The sequence below is a fragment of the Demequina sp. B12 genome, assembly GCF_028823635.1.
Classification (GTDB): Bacteria; Actinomycetota; Actinomycetes; order Actinomycetales; family Demequinaceae; genus Demequina.
The window spans coordinates 109,268-130,678 of the sequence record NZ_JAPEHU010000001.1; the positions used below are offsets into that span (position 1 = coordinate 109,268).

22 protein-coding genes and 3 tRNA genes are annotated in these 21,411 nt (G+C 64.3%); 11 read left to right on the forward strand and 14 right to left on the reverse strand.

The annotated features are described in order from the left end of the window. The first annotated feature begins 46 nt into the window (after window positions 1-46). Window positions 47-316, forward strand: coding sequence for a hypothetical protein (locus ON058_RS00590; RefSeq protein ID WP_274667090.1), 270 nt, complete (start codon window positions 47-49; stop codon window positions 314-316). A gap of 165 nt (window positions 317-481) precedes the next feature. Here ON058_RS00590 and mmsB read toward each other — a convergent pair whose 3' ends face one another. The 9 genes from mmsB to ON058_RS00635 all read right to left on the reverse strand — a co-directional run bounded on the left by mmsB (window position 482) and on the right by ON058_RS00635 (window position 11,836). Continuing rightward, entirely contained in the window at window positions 482-1,660 is a 1,179-nt protein-coding gene (gene mmsB, locus ON058_RS00595) for a multiple monosaccharide ABC transporter permease (protein ID WP_274667091.1), read from the reverse strand. Beyond that, window positions 1,657-3,234 carry a multiple monosaccharide ABC transporter ATP-binding protein gene (gene mmsA, locus ON058_RS00600; RefSeq protein ID WP_274667092.1) on the reverse strand — a complete coding sequence of 526 codons (1,578 nt, stop codon included), beginning with the start codon at window positions 3,232-3,234 and terminating at the stop codon, window positions 1,657-1,659. The genes mmsB and mmsA overlap by 4 nt, the downstream gene beginning before the upstream one ends. An 87-nt stretch (window positions 3,235-3,321) precedes the next feature. Further along, window positions 3,322-4,500, reverse strand: coding sequence for a multiple monosaccharide ABC transporter substrate-binding protein (chvE, locus tag ON058_RS00605; protein ID WP_274667093.1), 1,179 nt, complete (start codon window positions 4,498-4,500; stop codon window positions 3,322-3,324). Window positions 4,501-4,872: 372 nt separating this feature from the next. Further along, on the reverse strand, window positions 4,873-6,384 hold the full coding sequence (araA, locus tag ON058_RS00610; protein ID WP_274667094.1) for an L-arabinose isomerase: 1,512 nt from the start codon (window positions 6,382-6,384) through the stop codon (window positions 4,873-4,875). Beyond that, complete coding sequence (locus ON058_RS00615; protein ID WP_274667095.1) at window positions 6,381-7,097, reverse strand: L-ribulose-5-phosphate 4-epimerase; 717 nt, start codon at window positions 7,095-7,097, stop codon at window positions 6,381-6,383. Before ON058_RS00615 ends, araA begins: the two co-directional genes overlap by 4 nt. 37 nt (window positions 7,098-7,134) lie before the next feature. Further along, a complete protein-coding gene (locus ON058_RS00620) occupies window positions 7,135-8,727 on the reverse strand; it encodes a xylulokinase (protein WP_274667096.1) in 1,593 nt (530 codons plus the stop codon). Window positions 8,728-8,964: 237 nt separating this feature from the next. Then, window positions 8,965-9,765 carry a hypothetical protein gene (locus tag ON058_RS00625; protein WP_274667097.1) on the reverse strand — a complete coding sequence of 267 codons (801 nt, stop codon included), beginning with the start codon at window positions 9,763-9,765 and terminating at the stop codon, window positions 8,965-8,967. Further along, a complete protein-coding gene (locus ON058_RS00630) occupies window positions 9,762-10,682 on the reverse strand; it encodes an ABC transporter ATP-binding protein (protein WP_274667098.1) in 921 nt (306 codons plus the stop codon). The genes ON058_RS00625 and ON058_RS00630 overlap by 4 nt, the downstream gene beginning before the upstream one ends. Window positions 10,683-10,837: 155 nt before the next feature. Further along, entirely contained in the window at window positions 10,838-11,836 is a 999-nt protein-coding gene (locus tag ON058_RS00635) for a LacI family DNA-binding transcriptional regulator (protein WP_274667099.1), read from the reverse strand. Window positions 11,837-12,065: 229 nt separating this feature from the next. Between ON058_RS00635 and galT the strand changes: the two genes are divergently transcribed. The 3 genes from galT (at window position 12,066) to galE (ending at window position 15,371) form a co-directional block, all read left to right on the forward strand. Continuing rightward, window positions 12,066-13,166: a galactose-1-phosphate uridylyltransferase gene (gene galT / locus ON058_RS00640; RefSeq protein ID WP_274667822.1), complete on the forward strand. Its 1,101-nt coding sequence runs from the start codon at window positions 12,066-12,068 to the stop codon at window positions 13,164-13,166. Next, the gene (gene galK / locus ON058_RS00645) at window positions 13,163-14,311 is read left to right on the forward strand and encodes a galactokinase (protein ID WP_274667100.1); all 1,149 of its coding nucleotides are present in this window, start codon (window positions 13,163-13,165) and stop codon (window positions 14,309-14,311) included. Before galT ends, galK begins: the two co-directional genes overlap by 4 nt. 79 nt (window positions 14,312-14,390) lie before the next feature. Further along, on the forward strand, window positions 14,391-15,371 hold the full coding sequence (gene galE / locus ON058_RS00650) for a UDP-glucose 4-epimerase GalE (protein ID WP_274667101.1): 981 nt from the start codon (window positions 14,391-14,393) through the stop codon (window positions 15,369-15,371). Between the two features lie 99 nt (window positions 15,372-15,470). On the opposite strand, the gene ON058_RS00655 is transcribed toward galE, so the two are convergent. Then, window positions 15,471-15,842 (reverse strand): Rid family hydrolase, encoded by a 372-nt coding sequence (locus tag ON058_RS00655; RefSeq protein WP_274667102.1) that lies wholly within the window; start codon window positions 15,840-15,842, stop codon window positions 15,471-15,473. A gap of 82 nt (window positions 15,843-15,924) precedes the next feature. Next, complete coding sequence (locus ON058_RS00660) at window positions 15,925-16,275, reverse strand: metallopeptidase family protein (protein WP_274667103.1); 351 nt, start codon at window positions 16,273-16,275, stop codon at window positions 15,925-15,927. Between the two features lie 120 nt (window positions 16,276-16,395). Here ON058_RS00660 and ON058_RS00665 point away from each other — a divergent pair. The 4 genes from ON058_RS00665 (at window position 16,396) to ON058_RS00680 (ending at window position 17,249) form a co-directional block, all read left to right on the forward strand. Then, window positions 16,396-16,468 (forward strand) — tRNA-Glu (locus ON058_RS00665). Window positions 16,469-16,530: 62 nt separating this feature from the next. Beyond that, window positions 16,531-16,604 (forward strand) — tRNA-Asp (locus ON058_RS00670). A gap of 57 nt (window positions 16,605-16,661) precedes the next feature. Next, window positions 16,662-16,737: transfer RNA gene (locus tag ON058_RS00675), tRNA-Phe, on the forward strand. A 137-nt stretch (window positions 16,738-16,874) separates the two neighbouring features. Beyond that, entirely contained in the window at window positions 16,875-17,249 is a 375-nt protein-coding gene (locus tag ON058_RS00680) for a phage holin family protein (protein ID WP_274667104.1), read from the forward strand. A gap of 151 nt (window positions 17,250-17,400) precedes the next feature. On the opposite strand, the gene ON058_RS00685 is transcribed toward ON058_RS00680, so the two are convergent. Then, window positions 17,401-18,342: a DMT family transporter gene (locus ON058_RS00685; RefSeq protein WP_274667105.1), complete on the reverse strand. Its 942-nt coding sequence runs from the start codon at window positions 18,340-18,342 to the stop codon at window positions 17,401-17,403. Beyond that, window positions 18,339-18,902, reverse strand: coding sequence for a methylated-DNA--[protein]-cysteine S-methyltransferase (locus tag ON058_RS00690; protein ID WP_274667106.1), 564 nt, complete (start codon window positions 18,900-18,902; stop codon window positions 18,339-18,341). The genes ON058_RS00685 and ON058_RS00690 overlap by 4 nt, the downstream gene beginning before the upstream one ends. A 100-nt stretch (window positions 18,903-19,002) precedes the next feature. Here ON058_RS00690 and ON058_RS00695 point away from each other — a divergent pair, with 100 nt between their 5' ends. Next, window positions 19,003-19,404 carry an FKBP-type peptidyl-prolyl cis-trans isomerase gene (locus ON058_RS00695; RefSeq protein ID WP_274667107.1) on the forward strand — a complete coding sequence of 134 codons (402 nt, stop codon included), beginning with the start codon at window positions 19,003-19,005 and terminating at the stop codon, window positions 19,402-19,404. Window positions 19,405-19,542: 138 nt separating this feature from the next. Here the strand turns inward: ON058_RS00695 and ON058_RS00700 are convergent, their stop codons facing one another. Further along, entirely contained in the window at window positions 19,543-19,743 is a 201-nt protein-coding gene (locus ON058_RS00700; RefSeq protein ID WP_274667823.1) for a BldC family transcriptional regulator, read from the reverse strand. 228 nt (window positions 19,744-19,971) lie between these two features. Between ON058_RS00700 and ON058_RS00705 the strand changes: the two genes are divergently transcribed. Both ON058_RS00705 and ON058_RS00710 read left to right on the forward strand, forming a co-directional pair. Continuing rightward, the gene (locus ON058_RS00705) at window positions 19,972-20,148 is read left to right on the forward strand and encodes a DUF3073 family protein (protein ID WP_274667108.1); all 177 of its coding nucleotides are present in this window, start codon (window positions 19,972-19,974) and stop codon (window positions 20,146-20,148) included. 303 nt (window positions 20,149-20,451) lie between these two features. Further along, the gene (locus ON058_RS00710) at window positions 20,452-21,309 is read left to right on the forward strand and encodes a type IV toxin-antitoxin system AbiEi family antitoxin domain-containing protein (protein ID WP_274667109.1); all 858 of its coding nucleotides are present in this window, start codon (window positions 20,452-20,454) and stop codon (window positions 21,307-21,309) included. Window positions 21,310-21,411 lie beyond the last annotated feature (102 nt).

Consider the following 21,411-nt stretch of genomic DNA (forward strand, 5'->3'; position numbering starts at 1 on the left):
GGCGGTGGTACTACGGGGAGCGCCCTGAATAGGGGAAGATAGAGGCATGATCGTCCCCGCAGTCGTGGCCGCCACTCAAGAGTCATCAGCAGCCGCCCCCTGGGCCAACGCGTTCTTCTTCATCGCACTCTTCGCTGCGGTGGGCTACTTTGGTTGGAACCTCTACCAAGGCAAAAAGGAACGGGACGATGCCGAGGCCCGTGAGGCCGAGGGCGACAGTGACGCTCCGGACGCCAGCGGCGTACCAGAGCGCGAGGACGGCGCCAGCGACGACGACGCTGGCGACGACGCTGGCAACGACAACCCCCGTCCCTAGCCTTCACCGGCAGCCGGATAGCCAGTCAGCCGGACGCCCAGCATCGGCCCCCATCCGTGCGAACCCAGCGCGAGCATCGGCCCTTCGCCACCATCCCCCACACAGCAAAAAGCGGGGTCCGACCTTCCGGCCGGAACCCCGCCACTTGCCCCTCCCACTGAAGCGCTAGCGCGCTCCAGCCCGCTTCTTGTTCCAGACGTCGAACGCCACGGCCAGCAACAACACCAGGCCCTTGACGACTTGCTGGATGGACTGGTCCACACCCATGAGCTGCATGCCGTTCGACATCACCGCCATGATCAGACCACCGACGATGGCACCAGACACGCGACCCACACCACCGGTCACCGCTGCACCACCAATGAACGATGCCGCAATCGCGTCAAGCTCGAACAGGTTTCCCGCCGCCGGCTGAGCGCCGTTGGTGCGCGAGGAGAAGATCACGCCCGCCACACCCGCGAGCAGACCCATGTTGAGCATGATGCCGAAGTTGACCCACTTGACCTTCACACCAGACAACGTCGCAGCCGTGAGGTTTCCACCGATCGCATACACGTGGCGACCGAACACGGTCCGCGTCGTCACGATCGTGTACACGATGATGAGGACAGCGAGAATGATCAAGACGTTCGGGAGACCGCGCGAGTTCGCCAACTGCCAGGCGAACCACATCACCACGGCAGCAACAGCCACCAACTTGGTGATGAACAGTGGGGTCGCAGCGACAGTCTGTTCGTACGCCACGGCCGCGCGGCGAGCACGGATCTGCGTGAACACATAGCCCGCAACCGCGAACCCAAAGATGACGAGCGTAAAGACGTCATAGCCGTCTCCACCCAGCAAACCATTCTGGAAACCGGTCGCGATCTTGGCGTACTCAGGGGGGAAAGGTGACAGCGAGATGTTGTCCAGCACACGGAACGTCAAACCGCGGAACAACAGCATGCCCGCCAGAGTCGTAATGAACGCCGGGATACCCACAAAGGCAACCCAGAATCCTTGCCACGCACCCGCAAGCAAACCCACCGTGATTCCCGCGAGGACACCCACCCACCAGGGCACGCCCTCACGGATCACCAGCACCGCAGACACCGCACCCGCAAGTGCAGCAACCGAACCCACCGACAAGTCAATGTGACCACCAATGATCACAATCACCATGCCGATGGCCAGCACCAGAATGTAGGAATACTGCAGGACGATGTTGGTGAGGTTCGTGGGGCTCAGCAGCGTGCCATCCGTGAGGATCGTGAACAGCGCCACGATCGCCACAAAGGCGACGAAGATGCCACTTTGGCGAAGGTTGCGCGTGAGCAACTCACGCACATTAGAGATTCCAGTCATCGGTCCTGCTCCTTGGCATCCGCGTCATTGTCAGACGCCGCTTCCTTGTCTTGAGTCATGAGCGTCATCAACGCCTCCGGGGTGGCTTCCTCAGCGGTGAGGCATCCCGTGATGCGGCCAAACGCCAGCGTGTAAATCCGGTCACACGTGCCCAAAAGTTCAGGCAGTTCAGAAGAGATCACCACGACGCCCTTGCCTTGCGCGGCAAGAGAGTTCACGATCGTGTAAATCTCGTACTTGGCACCCACGTCAATTCCGCGCGTGGGTTCGTCCAGGATCATCACGTCCGCATCCGTGTACATCCACTTGCTGAGGACCACCTTTTGCTGGTTTCCACCAGAAAGGTTGCCCGCCAGCTGAAGCACAGACGGCGTCTTAATGTTCATCGAGTTGCGGTACGCCTCAGCGATGCTGAGTTCCTCGTGGCCATTAATGAAGCCCCTGCTCGACAACTTCTTCAGCGCCGCCGCGGAAATGTTGCGGCGGATGTCCTCAATGAGGTTGAGGCCATACTTCTTGCGGTCCTCTGTGGCGTACGCGATGCCGTTGTTGATCGCTTCCGACACCGACTTAGTCGAAATCGGTTCACCACGCTTCAGCACCTGGCCCGACGTATCGCGGCCATAGGTGCGTCCAAAGATGCTCATCGCCAACTCGGTACGGCCGGCACCCATGAGACCGGCGATTCCGACGACTTCACCTTCGCGCACATAGAAGTTGGCGTGATCCACCATGACGCGGTTGGGCTGCGTGGGGTGGTGGACTGTCCAGTCCACGACTCTCAACAGCTCCTCACCGATGGTGTGGTCGATCCGTTCGGGATACCGGTGTTCGAGGTCCCGGCCCACCATGCCGCGAATGATGCGGTCCTGGGTGGAGTCAGGGTCAGACATCACGATCGTCTCGATGGTCTTACCGTCACGGATGATGGTGGTACGGTCCGCGACTCGCTCGATCTCGCCCAACTTGTGGGAGATCATGATCGACGTAATCCCCTCCTTTTGGAGCCCCTTCAGCAGGCTCAGGAGGTGGTCGGAGTCCGAGTCGTTCAGCGCTGCGGTGGGCTCGTCGAGGATGAGGAGGCGCACGTCCTTCGACAGTGCCTTCGCGATCTCGATGAGTTGCTGCTTGCCCACGCCCAGCTGTCCCACCGGGGTCACGGGGTTCTCGTGCAGGCCCACGCGGTTCATGAGGGTCTTGGCTTTGTGGTTGGCGGCGTTCCAGTCGATCAGGCCGCCGCGGCCACGCACTTCATTGCCTAGGAAGATGTTCTCCGCGACCGTGAGGTGGGGCACCAGAGCGAGCTCCTGGTGGATGATCACCACGCCCGCGTCTTCAGAGTCGTTGATGGAACCAAAGCGGGCTTCGTTGCCCTCAAAGTGGATCTCGCCGGTGTAGCTACCGTGCGGGTAAACCCCGGACAGCACTTTCATCAGCGTGGATTTTCCTGCGCCGTTCTCGCCGCAGATGGCGTGGATCTCTCCGTCGCGAACCGTGAGGTTCACCTCGGACAATGCCTTCACACCAGGGAACTCTTTGGAGATGTTCCTCATCTCCAGAATGTTGTCAGTCATGGGTCCTCTCCTTGAGTGGAGCGAGGGAGGTGCCGTGGCACCAGCCGTTGGGCTGGTGCCACGGCGGGGGAATGCTGGGGTCGGGGATTACTCCGCGACGCCGGACTCCACCTCTGCCTCGGTCCAGTAGCCGGAGTCGACCAGCAAGGACTGGATGTTGTCTGCGTAGACGATGTCCGACTCGAGCAGGTACGACGGCACAACCTTCACACCGTTGTCGTAGGTCTCGGTGTCGTTCGCCTCGGGCTCGCCGCCGGCAAGGTAGGCGTCGGTGGCGGTGATGGCCTGTGCAGCCAGCTTGCGAGTGTCCTTGAAGATCGTCGCGAACTGGGTACCGTCAGCGATCAGCTTGACCGATGCGATTTCTGCGTCCTGACCGGTGACGACGGGAAGTCCGTCGGCGACGGTGGTGCCGAAGCCTGCGTTCTGCAGCGCGGTGATGATGCCGCGTGACAGACCGTCGTAGGGCGACAGCACGCCGTGGAGTTCAGTGTCGGTACCGGTGTAGGTCGACGTGAGCAGGTCCTCCATGCGCTTCTGCGCGGTTTCCTGCTGCCAGCGCAGGATGTTGGTCTGCTCGATGTCGGTCTGACCGGACGGCACCGTCAGGGTGCCTTCGTCGATGTAGGGCTGGAGCGTGTCCATGGCGCCTGCATAGAAGAAGTGGGCGTTGTTGTCGTCAAGCGAGCCGGCGAACAGTTCAATGTTGAACGGCCCGGTGGCGTCGCCTTCGGAGCCGTCCTGATTGAGCAGGCCGAGTCCGACCAGCAGCGAGGTTGCCTGCTGGACGCCAACGTTGTAGTTGTCGAACGTGACGTAGAAGTCGACGTTCTCCGAGTCGCGGATCAGGCGGTCATAGGCGATGACGGGGATGTCTGCCGCCGCGGCTGCGGCGAGCTGGGATGCCAGTGCGGTTCCGTCGATCGAGGCGATGATCAGTGCGTCGGCACCGTTGGTGATCATCTGGTCGATCTGGTTGGCCTGGGTGGGGATGTCGTCGTTAGCGAACTGGAGGTCAACTTCGTAGCCGAGCTCCATGAGGCCGCTTTCCACAGCTTCACCGTCGGCGATCCAGCGCTCAGAGGTCTGGGTAGGCATTGCGACGCCTACCAGGCCACCTTCGGCGACTGGTTCACTTCCTCCCGTAGCACCTGAGGTGCTGCTTGCATCGTCCGAGGACTCGCCTGCTCCGCCGCCGGCACATGCGGCAAGCGTGAGGGCCATTCCTGCGGATGCTACGCCGATCAGAAACTTCTTCACCATCATTCTCCTCCTTGAGATGGGTCTGCTCCGTTGCAGAACTCTGTGGCTTTTTCAGTATGTTCACGTTCACACTACGAATCAAGCGAGGTTGGTTACCATTCGGTCACGATTTGCTGTCACTTCCGCGAAATTGGGTATGCGGCAGCAACACCGGCGGCATCATCACCGCCCACGCCCCTTCCCGCGCCCCTGTCCCGCGCTTCGTTCCCGCGCCCCTTCCCGGTTCCCTGTGCCCCTTCCCGGCTCCCTCCCGGGTTCCCCGCCAAATGGAGCCATCTTCCTGTTTTAGCTAGCTAAAACAACCAAATGGAGCCATTTGGCGGGAGGTGGGACGGGCGGGGGTGCGAGCAGGGGCCGGCGCGGGCCACCTGCCTCCTACCGGCCTCGGTAGAACACTCCGCCCAACGCCAGCTCACGCTCCACGCTGTCAATCGTGGTGGACTCATCAATCGACACCAGTTCCACTCCCGTCATGCGCGCAAAGTCACGCCACGTGGTCGCCGTGGTCTGAGTCGTCATCGCCGTGTGGTGAGCAGCACCGGCAGCCATCCACGCTGTCGTCGCCGTGGGGAAGTCAGGCTTGGACCGCCACACCGCGTGCCCTACCGGCAACTTGGGCATGGGTGCAGGCAGGTCGACGTTCTCCACCTCTGCCGCCACCATGCGGAACCGGTCGCGCACATCGGACAGCGCTACCACCATGGCCGGACCAGCATCGGCCGTGAAAACCAGGCGCACCGGATCGTCTTTGCCGCCAATACCCAGCGGGTGCACCTCGAGCCGCGGCCGCGAGGTCGTCAGCGACGGGCTCACCTCCAGCATGTGCGCGCCCAGCGACAGTTCTTCACCTTCGACCAGGTGGTACGTGTAGTCCTCCATGAGGCTCGCGCCGCCGGGCCGTCCCGCACCCATGACCGCGGCGATGCGCACCAGCATGGCGGTTTTCCAGTCGCCCTCGGCACCAAACCCATATCCATCAGCCATGAGTCGCTGCACGGCAAGTCCGGGCAACTGGGGCAGCGACCCCAGGTCCTCAAAGCTGGTGGTGAACGCGTGGAACCCGCCCTCTTCCAAGAAGGAGCGCAATCCCACCTCGATGGCCGCACCGTCGCGCAACGACTGGTGACGCTCCGCGCCCGGCAACAGTTCGGGCGCCACCTCATAGAGGTCCAGGTACTCGGCTACGAGCGCGTCGATCTGCTCGTCGGTGGCTGCGTGCACCTGTGCGGCGAGCTCGTTCACACCCCACGTGTTGATCTGGGCACCAAAGACCGCCTCTGCCTCAGTCTTATCGCCCTCGGTGACAGCAACGAAGCGCATGTTGTCGCCAAAGCGTGCGACTTTCATGTTCCGGGAGGCGTGACGGCCTGCAGCAGCGCGCGCCCATTCGCCCACGCGTTCCTGAACGCGCGTGTGGGAGGCATGGCCCACCACTGTGGTGCGGGGAACACCCAGGCGGGTCTCGATGTAGGCGTACTCGCGGTCGCCGTGCGCTGCCTGGTTGAGGTTCATGAAGTCAAAGTCGATCTCACCCCAGGGCAGTTCGACATTGGCTTGGGTGTGGAGGTGCAGGAGTGGCTTGGTGAGAGCCTGCAGGCCTGCGATCCACATCTTGGCCGGGCTGAACGTGTGCATCCAGGTGATGACGCCCAGGACGTTCGGGGCGGCGTTGGCTTCCACCATGGCGCGTTCGATGGACTCGCGGTCTTTCAGGACGGGCTTCCACACCACCTTGACGGGCACAGCGTCGGCGCCGTCCAGCAACGCCACTACGGCCTGCGACTGGTCAGCGACCTGCACCAGCACTTCTTCTCCGTAGAGGTTCTGGCTACCGGTGAAGAACCACACCTCAAAGTCAGCGAGGTTGGGAACGATGCTGCGGCTCATGCCGGGTCTCCATTCTGGTCGTGCTGTCCGTAGACGTTTTGATATCGGTCAAAGAGAGAGTCGATTGCTGCGGGATCGATCGGCACTAGGGGGCCACCGGCGCGGGCAATGTGCACGGTGCGGGCAACGTCTTCACACATGACGGCAGCTTTGACGGCGTCCTTGGCGTCGGAGCCGATGGTGAAGACACCGTGGTTAGCCATGAGCACTGCGCGGGACCGATGCCCGGTGAGGGTGGCGACGATGCCGCGGCCGATCGAGTCGTCGCCGATGATGGCGAAGGGGCCGATGGGGATATCGCCGCCGAACTCGTCGGCCATGGCGGTGATGACGCACGGGATGGGTTCGTTGCGGGCGGCCCAGGCTGTGGCGTAGGTGCTGTGCGTGTGGACGACGCCGCCGACGTGGCCCATGTGGCGGTACACGTAGGCGTGGGCTGCGGTGTCAGAACTGGGGGAGCGTTCGGAGCCGCGGGTGCCGGGGATGACGGTGCCGTCGAGGTCGCACACCACCATTGCGTCGGCACGTAGTTCGTCGTAGCTGACTCCGGAGGGCTTGATGACGAACAGGTCGTGACCGGGCACGCGCCCGGATACGTTTCCTGCGGTCCATGCCACCAGGTCATAGCGGGTTAACTCACTATGAAGGTCGCTGACCTGCCTACGAAGGTCCGCTACTGCCTCTTCAATGGCTTCAATGTCGTATGCACTCATCCGTGCACCTCCTTGATGTTGCTCAACTGCGCGGCCTTCACAGCACGGCCCCCGCGACCCGCTCCACGGCCAGCCCCGTGCGGTAGGCCTCGAGGTAGCGGGCATAGCCCTCGACATCGGCCTCCAGCGGTTGCGCCACCGTCACTTCCGCGGACGCAAACACGTGCCGGTCGAGGTAGTCCGTCAGCGACCCCCCACCGCTGGCAGCGCGGAAGGCCGCCAGCACCGCCATACCCCAGGCGCCGCCTTCGGATGCGGTGTCCCCCACGGCCACCGGCGCCTTCAACGCCGCCGCCAAGAACCGCTGCGCCACCCCAGCGGTCCGGAACACGCCACCATGAGCGAAGAGCCGCTCCACCGCGACACCTTCGTTCGCGAGCACCTCCATGCCCACGCTCAAGGCCGCAAAGACGCCATACACGTGAGCGCGCATCAGGTTCGCAAGCGTGAGCTCACTGCCAGGGGTCCGCACCACCAGCGGGCGTCCCTCCTCAACACCCACGACCGGCTCACCCGAAAGCGTGTTGTACGCGAGGATCCCGCCGGCGTCGCCCTGCCCTGCTAGTGCTTCCGTCAGCAGGACTTCGAAGACCCGGTCCTGGGACGCATCGGCCCCTAGCGCCTGCGCAAACCGACCAAACACCCCCGCCCAGGCACCCAACTCGGACGCGCCGTTGTTGCAGTGCACCATCGCCACCGGGTGACCTGCGGGCGTCGTCACCAAGTCGATCTCTTCGTGCACCTCAGCCAACGCGTGCTCCAGCACGACCATCGCGAAAACTGATGTCCCCGCAGAGACGTTGCCCGTGCGCGGCGCCACCGCATTGGTGGCGACCATCCCAGTTCCTGCGTCACCTTCGGGCGGGCACAGCGGGATGCCCGGCTGGAGTTTCCCGGTGGGGTCCAGCAGCGTGGCACCTTCCGCGGTGAGCGAGCCGGCATCATCCCCTGCGGCCAGTACTCGGGGGAGCATGGCGCGCAGATCGAGCCGGCCCTCCGTGAGAGCGGAGTAGGCGGCGAGCATACGCGCGTCATAGTCACCGGTTGCGGCGTCGATGGGGAACATCCCGGAGGCATCCCCCACACCCAAGACTCGGTTCCCGGTGAGTCGCCAGTGGACGTATCCGGCAAGGGTCGTGAACCAGTCGAGTTGTGCCACATGGGGCTCGTTGTTCAGCACCGCCTGGTGGAGGTGCGCGATCGACCAGCGCAGCGGGATGTTCACTCCGAGCAGGTCCGTCAGCTCACGCGCTGCCGCTCCTGTGGTGGTGTTGCGCCAGGTGCGGAACGGGGTCAGCAATGTGCCATCCGCGCCAAATGGAAGGTAGCCGTGCATCATTGCGGAGACACCGATGGAGCCCACGGCAGTCAGGCCGATGCCGTGGTCCCGCTGGACGTTGCGCGCCAGTTCTGCGTAGGCCGCCTGCAGTCCGGTCCAGACGTCATCGAGGGCGTACGTCCACAGCGCGTCGATGTACTGGTTCTCCCACTGGTGGGAGCCCACTGCGAGGACCTGGGAGGTGCTGGTGTCGATGAGGCAGGCCTTGATGCGCGTGGAACCTAACTCGATTCCGAGCGCGGTGCGTCCGGTCTCGATTGCGTCGCGCGCTGTGCCGTCTTGATCGCTCACTTGTTCCGCTCCTCCTTGAGCGTGCGAGCTGTGCGGCTCCGTTGCCGCACCGCGTCGTGTTCACGTTCACATCTAGGAATGTTAACGCTAGCACGAAACTCTGAGAAGGCGGAAGTGTGCCGGCACCCGGCACCCGGCACCCGGCACCCACAAGCCAACAGCGGCCGGCCCACGAATGGACCGGCCGCCGCTCTTCACGCCGCTACGGGCGTGCAGCTTCTACATCTGCACCACGCGCTAGGCGTCGCGCCCCTTCATCGCCACGGATGCGGCAACACACGCACCCACGGACCAGGCCAGCAACACCAGCGAGCCCACCCAGGGGCCAATGTCATCCGGAGTCACGCCGAACGAACCGGCACCAATGATCGAGTCTCCGGCGCCGCTGGGCAGGTACGCCGTGATGTGCGCCAACCAATCCAGACCGAACAAGCCAGCGAACGGCAGCACCGCCAGCAGGCCCACGACAGCGGTCACGGCGATTCCGCTGGACTTCACCAGCGCGCCAATCCCCACGGCCATGATCGAGGTGGCAATGCACACTGCCGGTACCCCGATGAAGATCTGCCACGTGTGTGCCTCCGCCAGGTCTGCGGTGGCGCCCAGATCGCTGTACTTCCACAGTGTCGCCGCGTAGCTCAGCGCCAGCACCAGAATCGACACCACACCGGTGTAGATAGCCATCGCTGTCGCCTTGGCGGCCAGCCAGGTGTTCCGGTTGGGAACTGCGGTGAAGGAGACCCGGTACATGCCGGAGCTCCACTCGCCGGTAGCCTGCAGAGCGGAGTACACCGCCAAGATCACCCATGGCATGAGGATGCCGTTGGACGCATGAGTCACGGTCCAGGCGCTCTCGTTGCCCGCCTCAGGTCCGGCCGGCGAGCTCGTGAGCATGATCATCAGCGCCAAACCGATGCTGACGATCGTGATCCACCAGATACTGCGCATGGTGGTGAGCTTGAGCAGTTCGGAGCGAACGGCACCGCCGAAGGTCAGGCGAGCGTTCGCCACGGTCGAGGTCTTGGTTGCGGGGCTCACTGGGCTGCTCCTTCCTGGGTGGTGGCGTGATATTCGACGGCATCGGCTGTGAGGCGCAGGTATGCCTCTTCCAGGGTTGCATTGCTCTTGACTAGCTCGTGCAACTGGATGCCAGCACCTACGACCAGTTCCGCGATGCGTGCTGGTTCGAGTCCGTTGACGACGAGTGCGTCGGTGGTGGCCGTGACCTCTGCGCCCTCGGTTGCGATCAGTTGCGTCAGAGCGGTGTCGTCGGAGGACTTCACGGTGACCGCACCGGATGCCGCCTGAGCCGTGAAGTCTGCGACGGATCCCTGCGCCAGGACCTTTCCACGGCCAATGACGACCACGCGGTCTGCCGTGAGCTGCACTTCGCTCATCAGGTGACTGGACAGGAGAACGGTCCGGCCCTCAGCAGCAAACTGTTTGGCAAGGTTGCGCACCCACAACACACCATCGGGGTCGAGGCCGTTGACGGGCTCATCCATGATGAGGGTGGACGGATCGCCGAGCATGGCCGTGGCGATTCCCAGGCGCTGCCCCATGCCAAGGGAGAAGCGCTTGGCTCGCTTCTTGGCGACCGCGGTCAGGCCGGTCATCTCGATGACCTCGTCCACGCGCTTCTTGGAGATACCGTGGGTTGCCGCGAAGGCGCGCAGGTGGTTGCGTGCCGTACGGCCTGGCGTCACGGACTTGGCGTCCAGGAGCGCACCTGCGACGCGTAGGGGTGCGCCGTGTTGGATCAGGGGCTTGCCGTCAATGGTGGCGGTGCCAGCGTCTGGCCGGTCAAGCCCCATGATCATGCGCATGGTGGTGGATTTTCCGGCGCCGTTGGGACCCAGGAACCCGGTGACGGATCCTGCGGGTGCGGTGAACGTAATGTCGTCCACGGCGCGCTTGGCCCCGTACGTTTTTGTCAGTCCTGCGACTTCGATCATTCTGCATCCCTCCCAAGATTGCTCTTGAAATCTAGCGACCGTTTGCTACTAGATCTGGCACTTTGGTCATGGGTGAGTCACGGGTGAGCGCCGATGCAGTGGCGCAGCACGTGTATGGCGCGAGGCGCCCAGTGCTAGGCGGGCGGCGCGGAGAGTCAGGCGCGAGGTGCGGCGGTGGATTCGCGCAGTTCGAGCGAGGGCGCCACGAGCACAGGCTCAACATCGTGGCCCTGCAACAGCCCGCCGATAAGGTCGACGGCCGCCTGACCTACCGCGCCGAAGTCTTGAACGACGGTGGTGAGCGGAGGCAGGCAGTGGCGCGCCTCTGCAGTGTTGTCGAAGCCCACGAGCGAGACGTCGTGGGGCACACGGACACCAGCCTCGGAAAGCGCGTGGATCACGCCGAAGGCCATCTGGTCGTTGGCGCTGAAGATCGCGGTCGCGGAGGGGTCGATGAGTTTTCCCGCTTCGTACCCGGAGTCAGAGGTCCAGTCGCCGTCGAGCACTGGCAGGACTTCGAGCCCGGCTTGTGCCACGTAGTTCTCGAAGGCGGCCCGGCGGGAACGGGCTTCGCCATGGGTGGCGGGTCCAGAGATGTGCTGGATGCGGGTGTGCCCTAGCTCCCGCAGGTGATCCATCGCGAGCCTGACGCCGGCCTTCTGGTCCACGGTGGCGAACGTGGAAACGTCTTGGTCGCCGGCGAGGAGATGCACCACGGGCACGTCCAGGTTCAGTTCATCGATGGCGGCGGTAATCCCGACCTGCTGCGCGACAACTGCGAGGGCGTCGATGCCACGGCCCATCATGAACTCGACGCTTTCCACCATCTGTTCGCGCGAGGGCTCGGCGGAGGTCATGAGGGTGGAAAGCCCCGCTTCGCGGGCGGCTTTCTCGATGGCGTGGAGGGTGCTGAGGGGACCGATCTCTGCACTGTCGGGGCCCACCATGCCAATGGTCTGGGTGCGTCCGGTGACGAGGGCACGGGCGGCGAGGTTGCGACGGTAGCCCAGCGCGGCGATGGCTTCGAGGACGCGGTCGCGGGTTTCGGGGCGCAGGCTGTGGTGGCCGTTGAGAACGCGCGACACAGTCTGATGCGAGACGCCCGCTCGTGCAGCGACGTCGTGCATGCTGGGCCCGCGGGTCGTCTTTGCCATGTCGTGGCCCCCTTTCGGGGCTCACTGTAGCGCTCAGGGGGCGCGATGGACTACTAGCGTGCCTCGCAGACCACACCGGTGGAGTATGTTGATGGGGTCGCGAAATGCTAGACTGTGACCGGTCCCAGTCGGAAGATTCCGACCCCCCACCACGACGGAAAACCAAGGAAAGCTGGAGCACACCGTGCCCGACAAGGCCAGCGCACCGCAGCGCACCCACGACCCTGCCATTCGCGTGATCCGCGACTCCCTCGCAGACGGCCGCGAGCTCATCTACTTTGACGACGCGACCACAACCCTGCCGGCAGAACGCAAGCCCGACTCCCGCACCTTGGACCCCCGCCCCGAGACCGCAGAACTACGCCAAGACCCCCTCACTGGCGAGTGGATCACCATCGCCAAGGCGCGCCAGAACCGCGTCATGCTTCCTCCGGCGCACCTCGACCCCCTGGCCCCTCAGACCCCAGACAACCCCTCTGAGATCCCCGACCAGTACGACGTCGCCGTCTTCGAAAACCGTTCCCCGTCGTTCGGCCCCGCACAGGCAACCCCCAACACGGAAGCCCCACTCGGCATCGGCCTGGAACGCGCCACCACGTCCGTAGGCCGCTGCGAAGTGGTGTGCTTCTCCCCAGAGCACGAAGGCTCCTACTCAACCCTGGGCGAAACCCGCGCTCGCACAGTCATTGAAGCGTGGGCGCACCGCACCTACGAACTCAGCCAGATCCCCGGCGTGCAGCAGGTGTTCCCCTTCGAAAACCGTGGCGAAGCCATCGGCGTCACGCTGCACCACCCCCACGGGCAGATCTACTCCTACCCTTACGTCACGCCACGCACCCAACGACTCCAAGCATCGGTCCGTGACTACGGCACGTCCCTGATGGGGGACATCCTGGACCGCGAGCGCAACGGCAGCCGCGTCATCCTGGCCGGCGAGCACTGGACGGCGTTTGTGCCGTTCGCCGCCAGGTGGCCCATCGAGGTCCACCTCCTGCCTCACCGTGACATCCCGGACTTTGCCCACACGTCACTGGATGAGCGCGACGAACTCGCGTACCTGCACCCGCGCCTGCTACGAATGCTTGACTCGCTGTACGACACCCCCACGCCATACATCTCCGCATGGCATCAGGCACCGCTGAGCGACGCAGACGGCATCCGCATGATGCTCCAAGTCACCAGCCCACGCCGGGGTGCAGACAAGATGAAGTTCCTGGCAGGATCGGAAGCCGCGATGGGCGCCTGGGTAGGCGACCTAGTCCCGGAGAACGCTGCCGCAGCCATGCGTGATGCTTTGGCTCTCGCCGACGAGAAGTGGACCCACCGATGACTGACATTCGCGACACGTTCGCCAAGGTTTATGGCCGCGCACCCGAAGGGGTGTGGTCCGCTCCCGGCCGCGTCAACCTCATCGGCGAACACACCGACTACAACAACGGCTACGTGCTGCCCTTCGCAATCGACCGGCGCACCTGGGCAGCCGTGGCACGGCGTGAGGACCGCGACATCCACCTGCGCTCTACCTTTGCCGACGGTGAAGTAGTCGCCTCCCTGGACGCGCTGGATCCCGCAGTGATGGAGGGCTGGTCCGCGTACGTCCTAGGAGTGGCGTGGGCAGCGGCCGATGCTGGGGTCACCATGGACGGCGCGTTCGGCTTGGACATTCTGATCGACTCCGACGTCCCGGTGGGCGCGGGCTTGTCGTCCTCGGCCGCGCTCGAATGCGCGGCCGGCGCCGCCTTCAACGACCTCTGGGGTTGGGAGCTCGACAAGATCGCGCTGGCCCGGCTGGGCCGAGTCGCGGAGAACAAAGCCGTGGGAGCACCCACCGGGCTCTTGGATCAGGCCGCTTCCATGCTGGGTGAAGCCGACCACGTGGTGTTCCTGGACTGCCTCACGGAAGAAGCACGCCCCGTCCCGCTCCACCTCCCTCACGAGGGCCTAGGCATCCTGGTGATGAACTCCAACGTGGACCACGAACACGCCACCGGAGGCTACGGCGAACGGTTCGCCTCGTGCGCACTGGGAGCCAAGGAACTCGGGGTCGCCTCACTGCGAGAAGTCGACCGCGACGGACTTGAACGAGGACTCGAAGTCCTCGACGCGGAAACGCTTCGCCGTGTGCGCCACATCGTCACCGAAAACGAACGCGTCCTCCAGACGGTCGACACGCTCGCCGCGCACGGGCCCCGCGCCATCGGCAACCTCCTCAACGAATCCCAGGCCTCTATGCGGGACGACTTCGAGATCACCGTGCCCGAAATTGACCTTGCCTGCGACACCGCCGTCAGCGCCGGGGCCATCGGCGCACGCATGACCGGAGGCGGCTTTGGCGGCTCCTCGATCGCGCTGGTACCGCTCGAACAAGCCGATGCCATCGCCGACGCCGTACGCGACGCCCTCGCCCGCGCCGGCATGCGCGAACCCACTATCTTTACCGTGACCCCCTCCCAAGGGGCACGCAGGGACAGCTAGCCCCACCCACTCGACTGACACGCACTACCTCACGGAAGCATCGGCCCTCACCCAAGGCCGCGGCAGAAAGAAGGCACATATGTCCTGGATGGTCACCGGCGGCGCTGGATACATCGGTGCGCACGTGGTCCGTGCGCTGCGCGACTCCGGAATCGACGCCGTGGTGTTGGACGACCTGTCCAGCGGCTTCGAAGCATTCGTCCCCGAAGGCGTGCCCTTCGTGAAAGCCTCCATCTTGGAGACCGAACGTGTCACCGCAGCGCTGCGCGACCACAACGTTCAAGGCGTCATCCACTGTGCTGGCTACAAGTACGCCGGCGAATCCGTGAAGAACCCGCTCCACACCTACCGCCAGAACGTCGAAGGCACCGTGTGCCTCCTGGAGGCCATGGCGACCGCAGGCGTGACCCAACTGGTGTTCTCCTCGTCCGCGGGCGTCTACGGCACCCCCGACGTCGAGGTCGTCAACGAATCCACCGCCACCACCCCCGAGTCGCCCTACGGCGAGTCCAAACTCATCGGCGAATGGCTGATCCGCGACCAGGTCCGCGCCACCGCAGAGTCCGATGCCCCGCTCCGCGCCACGTCCCTGCGCTACTTCAACGTGGTCGGCTCCGGCACCACCGAGGTCTACGACGCCTCCCCGCACAACCTGTTCCCCAAAGTCATTCGCGCCATCAAGGGCGGCCAGGCCCCCCTCATCTTTGGTGACGACTACGACACTCCTGACGGCACGTGTGTGCGCGACTATGTTCACGTCCAGGACCTCGCGCACTCCCACGTGGCCGCGGCCCGCATGCTCGACGCGGGACGCCCCCTCGCTCCCGTCTACAACCTAGGTTCAGGAGACGGCACCTCCGTCAAGGAGATCGTGGGATCGCTACTGGCCGCGGCAGACTCGTCACTCGAGCCCGTGGTGAAGGACCGCCGCCCCGGAGACCCCGCACGGATTGTCGCCAAGGGCGAGCTCGCCGCAGATGACATCGAATGGAAGATGGCCCACTCGATTGAAGAGATGGCCTCGAGCGCCTGGGAAGCAGCCCCAGAAGCCCTCTCCTAACCCGCCAGATGGCTCCATTTCGCCGTTTTGGCACCGCATAACAGCCAAATGGAGCCATTTGGCTGTGTGGCGAGGGTCGTGCGGGGCGCTGGGGACGCGCTAAGCGATGATCGCGTCGACCTGAATCTCCACCAGGGCCTGCGGGTCTGCAAGGGCCGTGACCTCAACCAGCGTGGACACCGGGAGGACGCCCCCGAACGCACGCCTGTGCGCCCGCGACACCGCAGGCATGTCTCCCATGTCGACCACGTATAGCACCGTGCGCACCACATGATGCATGGTCGCGCCCGTCTCCTCGAGCGCACGTTCAATGCGAGCCAGCGCTGACGCCGCCTGTTCCTCCGCGCCGCTGTCCAAAGCCTCAGGGCCCGCGATCGTTCCGGCCACCAAAACCATGGACCCAACTCTCACCGCACGCGAGTATCCGTGAGAGTCTTCCCATTGACCGCCGGATGACACGTTCTGTCGCATCCCTCCACGGTACTCGGGCGCCTATCGCTTAGCCCCCACCACTCACCCAGGGAGCCCGTCAGTCCGTCAGGCCGTCAGGCCGTCAGCCCCAGCCGAGCGCGTGAAGCCGCTCGTCGTCGATGCCGAAGTGGTGTGCGATCTCATGCACCACGGTGATCGCGACCTCCTCGCGCACGTGGTCGGCGTCTTCGCAGTGACGCAACGTAGGACCCCGGTAGATGAAAATCCGGTCGGGCAGGTCCACCATTCCCCAGTCGGCGCCACGATCCGTAAGCGCCACGCCGTCATACAAGCCCAGCAGCTCCTCGCCGCCTTCTGGCTCGTCCTCAATCAGCACGACCACGTTGTCTACCAGGGCCAGGAGTTCCTCGGGGATGGCGTCAAGGCCATCGTTCACGGCGTCCTCGAACTCTTCCGGCGTCATCTCAACCATGCCGCCCATTGTCACGCACGCCCCCACCAGTTTGGCCCGATCTGCGAAAAGTGGTCTCAGCACCCCGGAACGTCCCGTAAGATAGTTCCGTTCGTTACCCCGCAAGGGGGATCGAGCGGCGCCCCCATCGTCTAGCGGCCTAGGACGCCGCCCTTTCACGGCGGTAGCACGGGTTCGAATCCCGTTGGGGGTACTGGGTAGGCCTGCAAATGGTCTACACTACTACTCGGCCCTCTTACGAGAGGGGCGATGCAAGGCCCTGTAGCGCAGTTGGTTAGCGCGCCGCCCTGTCACGGCGGAGGTCGCGGGTTCAAGTCCCGTCAGGGTCGCGGTGGGAATGCCCCTTCAGTCGGAGGGGCATTTGCGCTAGCGGACACAATCCGCACGGCTCTGTAGCTCAGTTGGTAGAGCGTTCGACTGAAAATCGAAAGGTCACCGGATCGACGCCGGTCGGAGCCACCAAGACCCTCGCGTAGCTTCTACATCGCGGGGGTCTTTTTCTGTCTCCGGGGCCTCGTCCATCAGCCCACGTGACTCAAGCGTTTGCATCTACGTGTCGATAAACGGTTGACTAGTGGCAACTGCTAGAAGGAGGCCTCATGCCTGGCTCAGGATTCGCGAAGACCCTGCTCAACTCGATCCTTGGCGCGATCGCCGGCCAGTGGATCGCGACCATCAAGGCCGAGACCGAGGTCATGAAGATCGAGTTCAAGGTCAAGAGCCGCGAACTTGGTAAGGGTGCCGCGCTTCTCGCTGTGACGGCTGTCTTGGGCTTCTTCCTTGTCTTCACGTTGCTTGTCGCGGCGATTGCTGGCTTGTCGACCATCTGGCCGGTGTGGCTGTCCGCACTGGTCGTGGGCGGCGGAATGCTGTTCTTCATGCTGATCTTCGGCCTCGTGGGCGCGCGCAAGATCAAGAAGAACAAGGACCTGGTGCCCACCGCGTCCATCGAGCGCATCAAGAACTCGTTCTAACCCTCGCGCCACCGAACGCACCCCCTTCCCGTCAAATGGCTCCATTTGGTTGTTTTGGCTAGCTAAAACAGTCAAATGGAGCCATTTGACGCGTGCGGGCGGGGACGGGCGCGTGCGAGGGCGTACGGACGCCTTACGCGCGGGACAGACCCTACGCCGCCGACCCCTTGATCTCGGGTATGGCCTCCGGTCGCGGCTTGGGCCTGCGCTGAGCCAGCCACACGCCCGCGAACACCACCAGCGCCCCCATGACCTCGAACCATGCGAGCGTCTCCCCCAACACCAGCACTCCCAGCGCGGTCGCGACCACGGGCACGCAATAAGTGACGGACGCCGCCGTGGTCGCTCCTGCCACCTGCACTACCTTCCAGAACCACACGTAGGCGAACGACGTCCCCGTGACACCCAAGGCCACGATTGCCCACATCGGCCACGAGCCCCATGCCACGGCGCCCTGAGCAGGTTGAGGAGCCGCTAGCGCGACCGGCGACAGCATGAACGCAGACACGGTGATTTGCAGGCTCGACAATGCCATCGGCGAATCTTTCACACGGCTGAGCATCAGTCGGGACAAAGTAGAGCCGATGCCGTAGCACGCAGTCGCGCCCAGCATCAGCGCAGCGCCCAGCAAGGGAAAGTCGTCGACGCGCCACGCGCCCAACAGGATGGCGATACCGCCGGCGCCTAGTACGAGCCCCGCGAGTTGTAGGCGGCTGACCCGCTCGGTAGGTATCAGGAGGGCCACGAACATTGCCGTCCACAACGGCGTGGTGGCGTTCAACAGGCTGGCCAGAATCGAGGAAATGTGTTGCTGGGCCGCGGGGATCAGGACGAGTGGGATGGCCGACATGAACGCCGCGACCAGCGCCACAGCACCTAGCTTCTTCCAGGTCAGTGCTGGGCGGTTGCCTGTGACGAGGACCATCACCATCAGCGTGACTGCCCCAAAGAACACACGCCCAAACGCAACCTGTGCGGGCGCGAACTCACGCAGGGCCACTTCAATGAAGAGGAAGCTGCAGCCCCACGCCGCTGACACCCCCAGGAAGTACGGCAACCACGTGCGCAGCGGGGCGTCCGCGATGGTTGTCACGCACGCCTCCATCGGCCCGTTTCGGTCAACCGAGCCGCCGCGCCGGTGCCGTCTACGGTGACGCCCTCCAACTGCAGCAGTTGCGCCTTAATCCCGGTGCCGCCGAACCCGTACGAGCCCAAGCGTCCGCCTGCCTGAACCACCCGGTGGCACGGCACAAAGATGCCTACCCTGTTGCGCGCACATGCGGTGCCCACGGCACGGGAGGCGCGGGGCCGGCCCGTCATTTCCGCAAGCTCCGCATAGGACGCGACCGCGCCGCCGGGGATCTCGCGCATGTGCGTCCACACGTCCACGGTGAACGGGGAGCCTTCGAGATGCACCGGCACCGCAGTGATCGCGTCCGCATCGCCCTCAAGCCACGCCCCCACCGCCGGCGCTACCAGTGACTGCGGCCCGTCTTCCCAGGCCCAGCCCCCAGCATCGGCCGGTAGCTGGAGCGCGACGTCCGCGACGCCGCCCATCCCGGCGGCCCACACCGTTCCCGACTGGTCCGTCAGGACGGAGAGGTCACCTACCGGGGTCTCATACGTGGCTGCCACCAACGGTTCACGCGTCATGACACCCAAGAGTAAGGCTGCCCAGCCGGGCGGGCCAGCATCGGCACCACGTCAGTCGTCTCCCCTACGCTTGATACGACACTCAACCCAAGGAGTACACGTGAGCAACGTCCAGCACCCCACCATTACCCGTGACGCCACCGGCGCACCCGCCATTGACTTCACCGGCGCGCAGCAGGGCGAAGGCCTCGCGGTCGTCGTCCTCGAAGAAGGCACCGGCGCCCCAGTTGTCGAAGGCCAGAACATCTCCGTGCACTACACCGGCTGGTTGTGGGACGGCGCAAAGTTCGACTCGTCCTGGGACCGCGGCGAATCGATCTCATTCCCCATCGCGCACGGCATGTTGATCGACGGATGGGTTGACGGCATCGTCGGCCAGCCCGTCGGCTCCAAGCTGCTGCTCGTGGTGCCGCCCGAGTCCGGCTACGGCTTCCAAGACATGGGCCCCATCCCCGCGGGCTCCACCCTGGTGTTCGTCGTCGACGTCCTCGAAGCGAACTAAACAGCTAAGGGCCGATGCGTGTGGGCGCGGCGACATATCGCCCCCACGCGCATCGGCTCACCGCCGGTGATAGCGGGCGCCCGGGCGCCCCTCACGGCGGACCTTGAACTGCGGGCAGTACACCGCCCGCGGTACGAGTTATGCGTTCTGGTTCTGCGCGTTTGCGAGCAGAGCCTGGACCTCTGCCTCACGGAACCGACGGTGACCGCCAAGCGTCCGAATCGACGACAGCTTGCCCACTTTGGCCCAGCGCGTCACAGTCTTGGGGTCAACACGGAAGATCGCCGCCACCTCACTAGGGGTCAGCAGCTTCTCCGGTTCCTGGATGGTCTCAGGCATCATTCACGTTTCCTTTTAGGTCTCTCCCTGACCCACCGTTGGGCCACCTACAATGAGTGAGACGGGTAGCAATGGTCGCTATGACGCGGATTGTGCAAAGTTTTCCTTTTCTCATCCATGGGAGCAGGGTCGCGCGCAGGGGCTCCAGCGTTGTAAAGTACCGCTTAAGACTCAGCACGCCGGGCCCGCTTAGGCGTGTGCCCGCGACGAGTAGAAGGGTTGGCGTTCATGGGGCGTGGCCGACAGAAGGCTAAGGACGCAAAGATTGCGCGTCAGCTGAAGTACTCGAACCACGGCGCGGATCTACGCGACCTTGAGCGAGAGCTGATTAGCCCCTCGAACGACTCCAAGGACGACGAGCGCGAGGACACTTACGACCGCTGGGCCGAGGACGACGACCGCTAGTCGCGTCACTCGCTCTCTGCGCGGCGTGCTCCTGAGCACACCGGCGTTCCTTCGCTCACCGCGGTCTCATCCCACAGTCTTGCGGGTTTTGCTCGTGCTGCGCTGGCGTTGAGTTCATTCCGGTCAGCCACCTTGCTGCCCGCTCGAGCCTTGCCTGTTCGCAACTGACTGAGATTTCTCCGCTGTCGCGCGACACCCCGGCGTGTCAACGCATCGGCCCTTCAGTTCCGTCACTTTGGCACAGCGACAAGGTTCCGTTGTGGAAAACGTTCGCGACTCTCCGCTGCAAGCGAGACTTCACGGGTGGATCTGAACGCTGCTCTCGCACACCTCGGAGGCGTCGCTACTACACAGGAACTGCTGTCCGCGGGCGTCCGCAAACGCGATCTCGCACACGCCCTCCAGGACGGCCAAGTACTGCGACCCACCCGCGGCATCTACACCGTTGCGCGTCCGCCGCTAGCACTACTCGTCCGCAAAGGCTGGGGAGCCGAACTCACCTGCGCCTCAGCTCTGCGGCACTTCAACCTTCCGGCCCGAACCGCGCCGTCCGGACTCCACCTCGCACTGCCAGCCACTCACTCCACGGGGCGTGGGCATCGGCGCCTACCTCAACGGGCGCACGCGCATTACTTCGGGCGCATGCCTGCACTCACCGAACGCGACGCCCTCGATACAGCGAGTCGTTGTCTGACGCCGCTAGGCCAACTCATCGCGATCGACCAGGCGCTGAATCGCGGCACTCTCCTGGCGAGCGACCTCAACCTGTTTACCCACACACCCCGCGCACGGCTTGGCTGGTTGATCGACCACTGTGATGCAGGCGCCGGATCGCCTCCAGAGACCATCGCACGTGTCGCGCTCGTCGAGGCAGGGCTTCATGTGCGCACTCAAGTCTCCATCCCGTTTGTGGGGCGAGTCGACTTCCTCATCGATCGTCGAGTCATCGTTGAGGTCGACGGCCAGACCTATCACCTGGACGAGCAGGCCTTCAGTCGGGACCGAACTCGCGACCGGGAGGCATTGGCACGTTGGGGGTTACCGACGCTGCGGTTCACCAGGCACGACGTGGAGAACGGGACCGACCAGATGGTTGATCTGGTGCGGCATGTGGTGAGCAACCAGCGTGAGTTGTGGTGCTCACCGTTCCAAAGTGACTGATTTTGCGGTCCGGACGTGCGGACACGCCGATGCTGGCTGGGCACGCCGCAGAAACTCAGTCACTCGGGGACAGCAACAGGAGGCGCGGCGGCGGGAGCGGGT

What these genes read in the sequence shown, in the direction of transcription:
- ON058_RS00700 (WP_274667823.1), bottom strand. Translation starts at nt 19,743, where the DNA reads ATGCCTGAGACCATCCAGGAACCGGAGAAGCTGCTGACCCCTAGTGAG.
- ON058_RS00655 (WP_274667102.1), bottom strand. Translation starts at nt 15,842, where the DNA reads ATGCGACAGAACGTGTCATCCGGCGGTCAATGGGAAGACTCTCACGGA.
- ON058_RS00705 (WP_274667108.1), top strand. Translation starts at nt 19,972, where the DNA reads ATGGGGCGTGGCCGACAGAAGGCTAAGGACGCAAAGATTGCGCGTCAG.
- araA (WP_274667094.1), bottom strand. Translation starts at nt 6,384, where the DNA reads ATGAGCCGCAGCATCGTTCCCAACCTCGCTGACTTTGAGGTGTGGTTC.
- galE (WP_274667101.1), top strand. Translation starts at nt 14,391, where the DNA reads ATGTCCTGGATGGTCACCGGCGGCGCTGGATACATCGGTGCGCACGTG.
- ON058_RS00690 (WP_274667106.1), bottom strand. Translation starts at nt 18,902, where the DNA reads ATGACGCGTGAACCGTTGGTGGCAGCCACGTATGAGACCCCGGTAGGT.
- ON058_RS00680 (WP_274667104.1), top strand. Translation starts at nt 16,875, where the DNA reads ATGCCTGGCTCAGGATTCGCGAAGACCCTGCTCAACTCGATCCTTGGC.
- ON058_RS00590 (WP_274667090.1), top strand. Translation starts at nt 47, where the DNA reads ATGATCGTCCCCGCAGTCGTGGCCGCCACTCAAGAGTCATCAGCAGCC.
- mmsA (WP_274667092.1), bottom strand. Translation starts at nt 3,234, where the DNA reads ATGACTGACAACATTCTGGAGATGAGGAACATCTCCAAAGAGTTCCCT.
- mmsB (WP_274667091.1), bottom strand. Translation starts at nt 1,660, where the DNA reads ATGACTGGAATCTCTAATGTGCGTGAGTTGCTCACGCGCAACCTTCGC.
- ON058_RS00635 (WP_274667099.1), bottom strand. Translation starts at nt 11,836, where the DNA reads ATGGCAAAGACGACCCGCGGGCCCAGCATGCACGACGTCGCTGCACGA.
- ON058_RS00615 (WP_274667095.1), bottom strand. Translation starts at nt 7,097, where the DNA reads ATGAGTGCATACGACATTGAAGCCATTGAAGAGGCAGTAGCGGACCTT.
- ON058_RS00630 (WP_274667098.1), bottom strand. Translation starts at nt 10,682, where the DNA reads ATGATCGAAGTCGCAGGACTGACAAAAACGTACGGGGCCAAGCGCGCC.
- chvE (WP_274667093.1), bottom strand. Translation starts at nt 4,500, where the DNA reads ATGATGGTGAAGAAGTTTCTGATCGGCGTAGCATCCGCAGGAATGGCC.
- galK (WP_274667100.1), top strand. Translation starts at nt 13,163, where the DNA reads ATGACTGACATTCGCGACACGTTCGCCAAGGTTTATGGCCGCGCACCC.
- ON058_RS00660 (WP_274667103.1), bottom strand. Translation starts at nt 16,275, where the DNA reads ATGGTTGAGATGACGCCGGAAGAGTTCGAGGACGCCGTGAACGATGGC.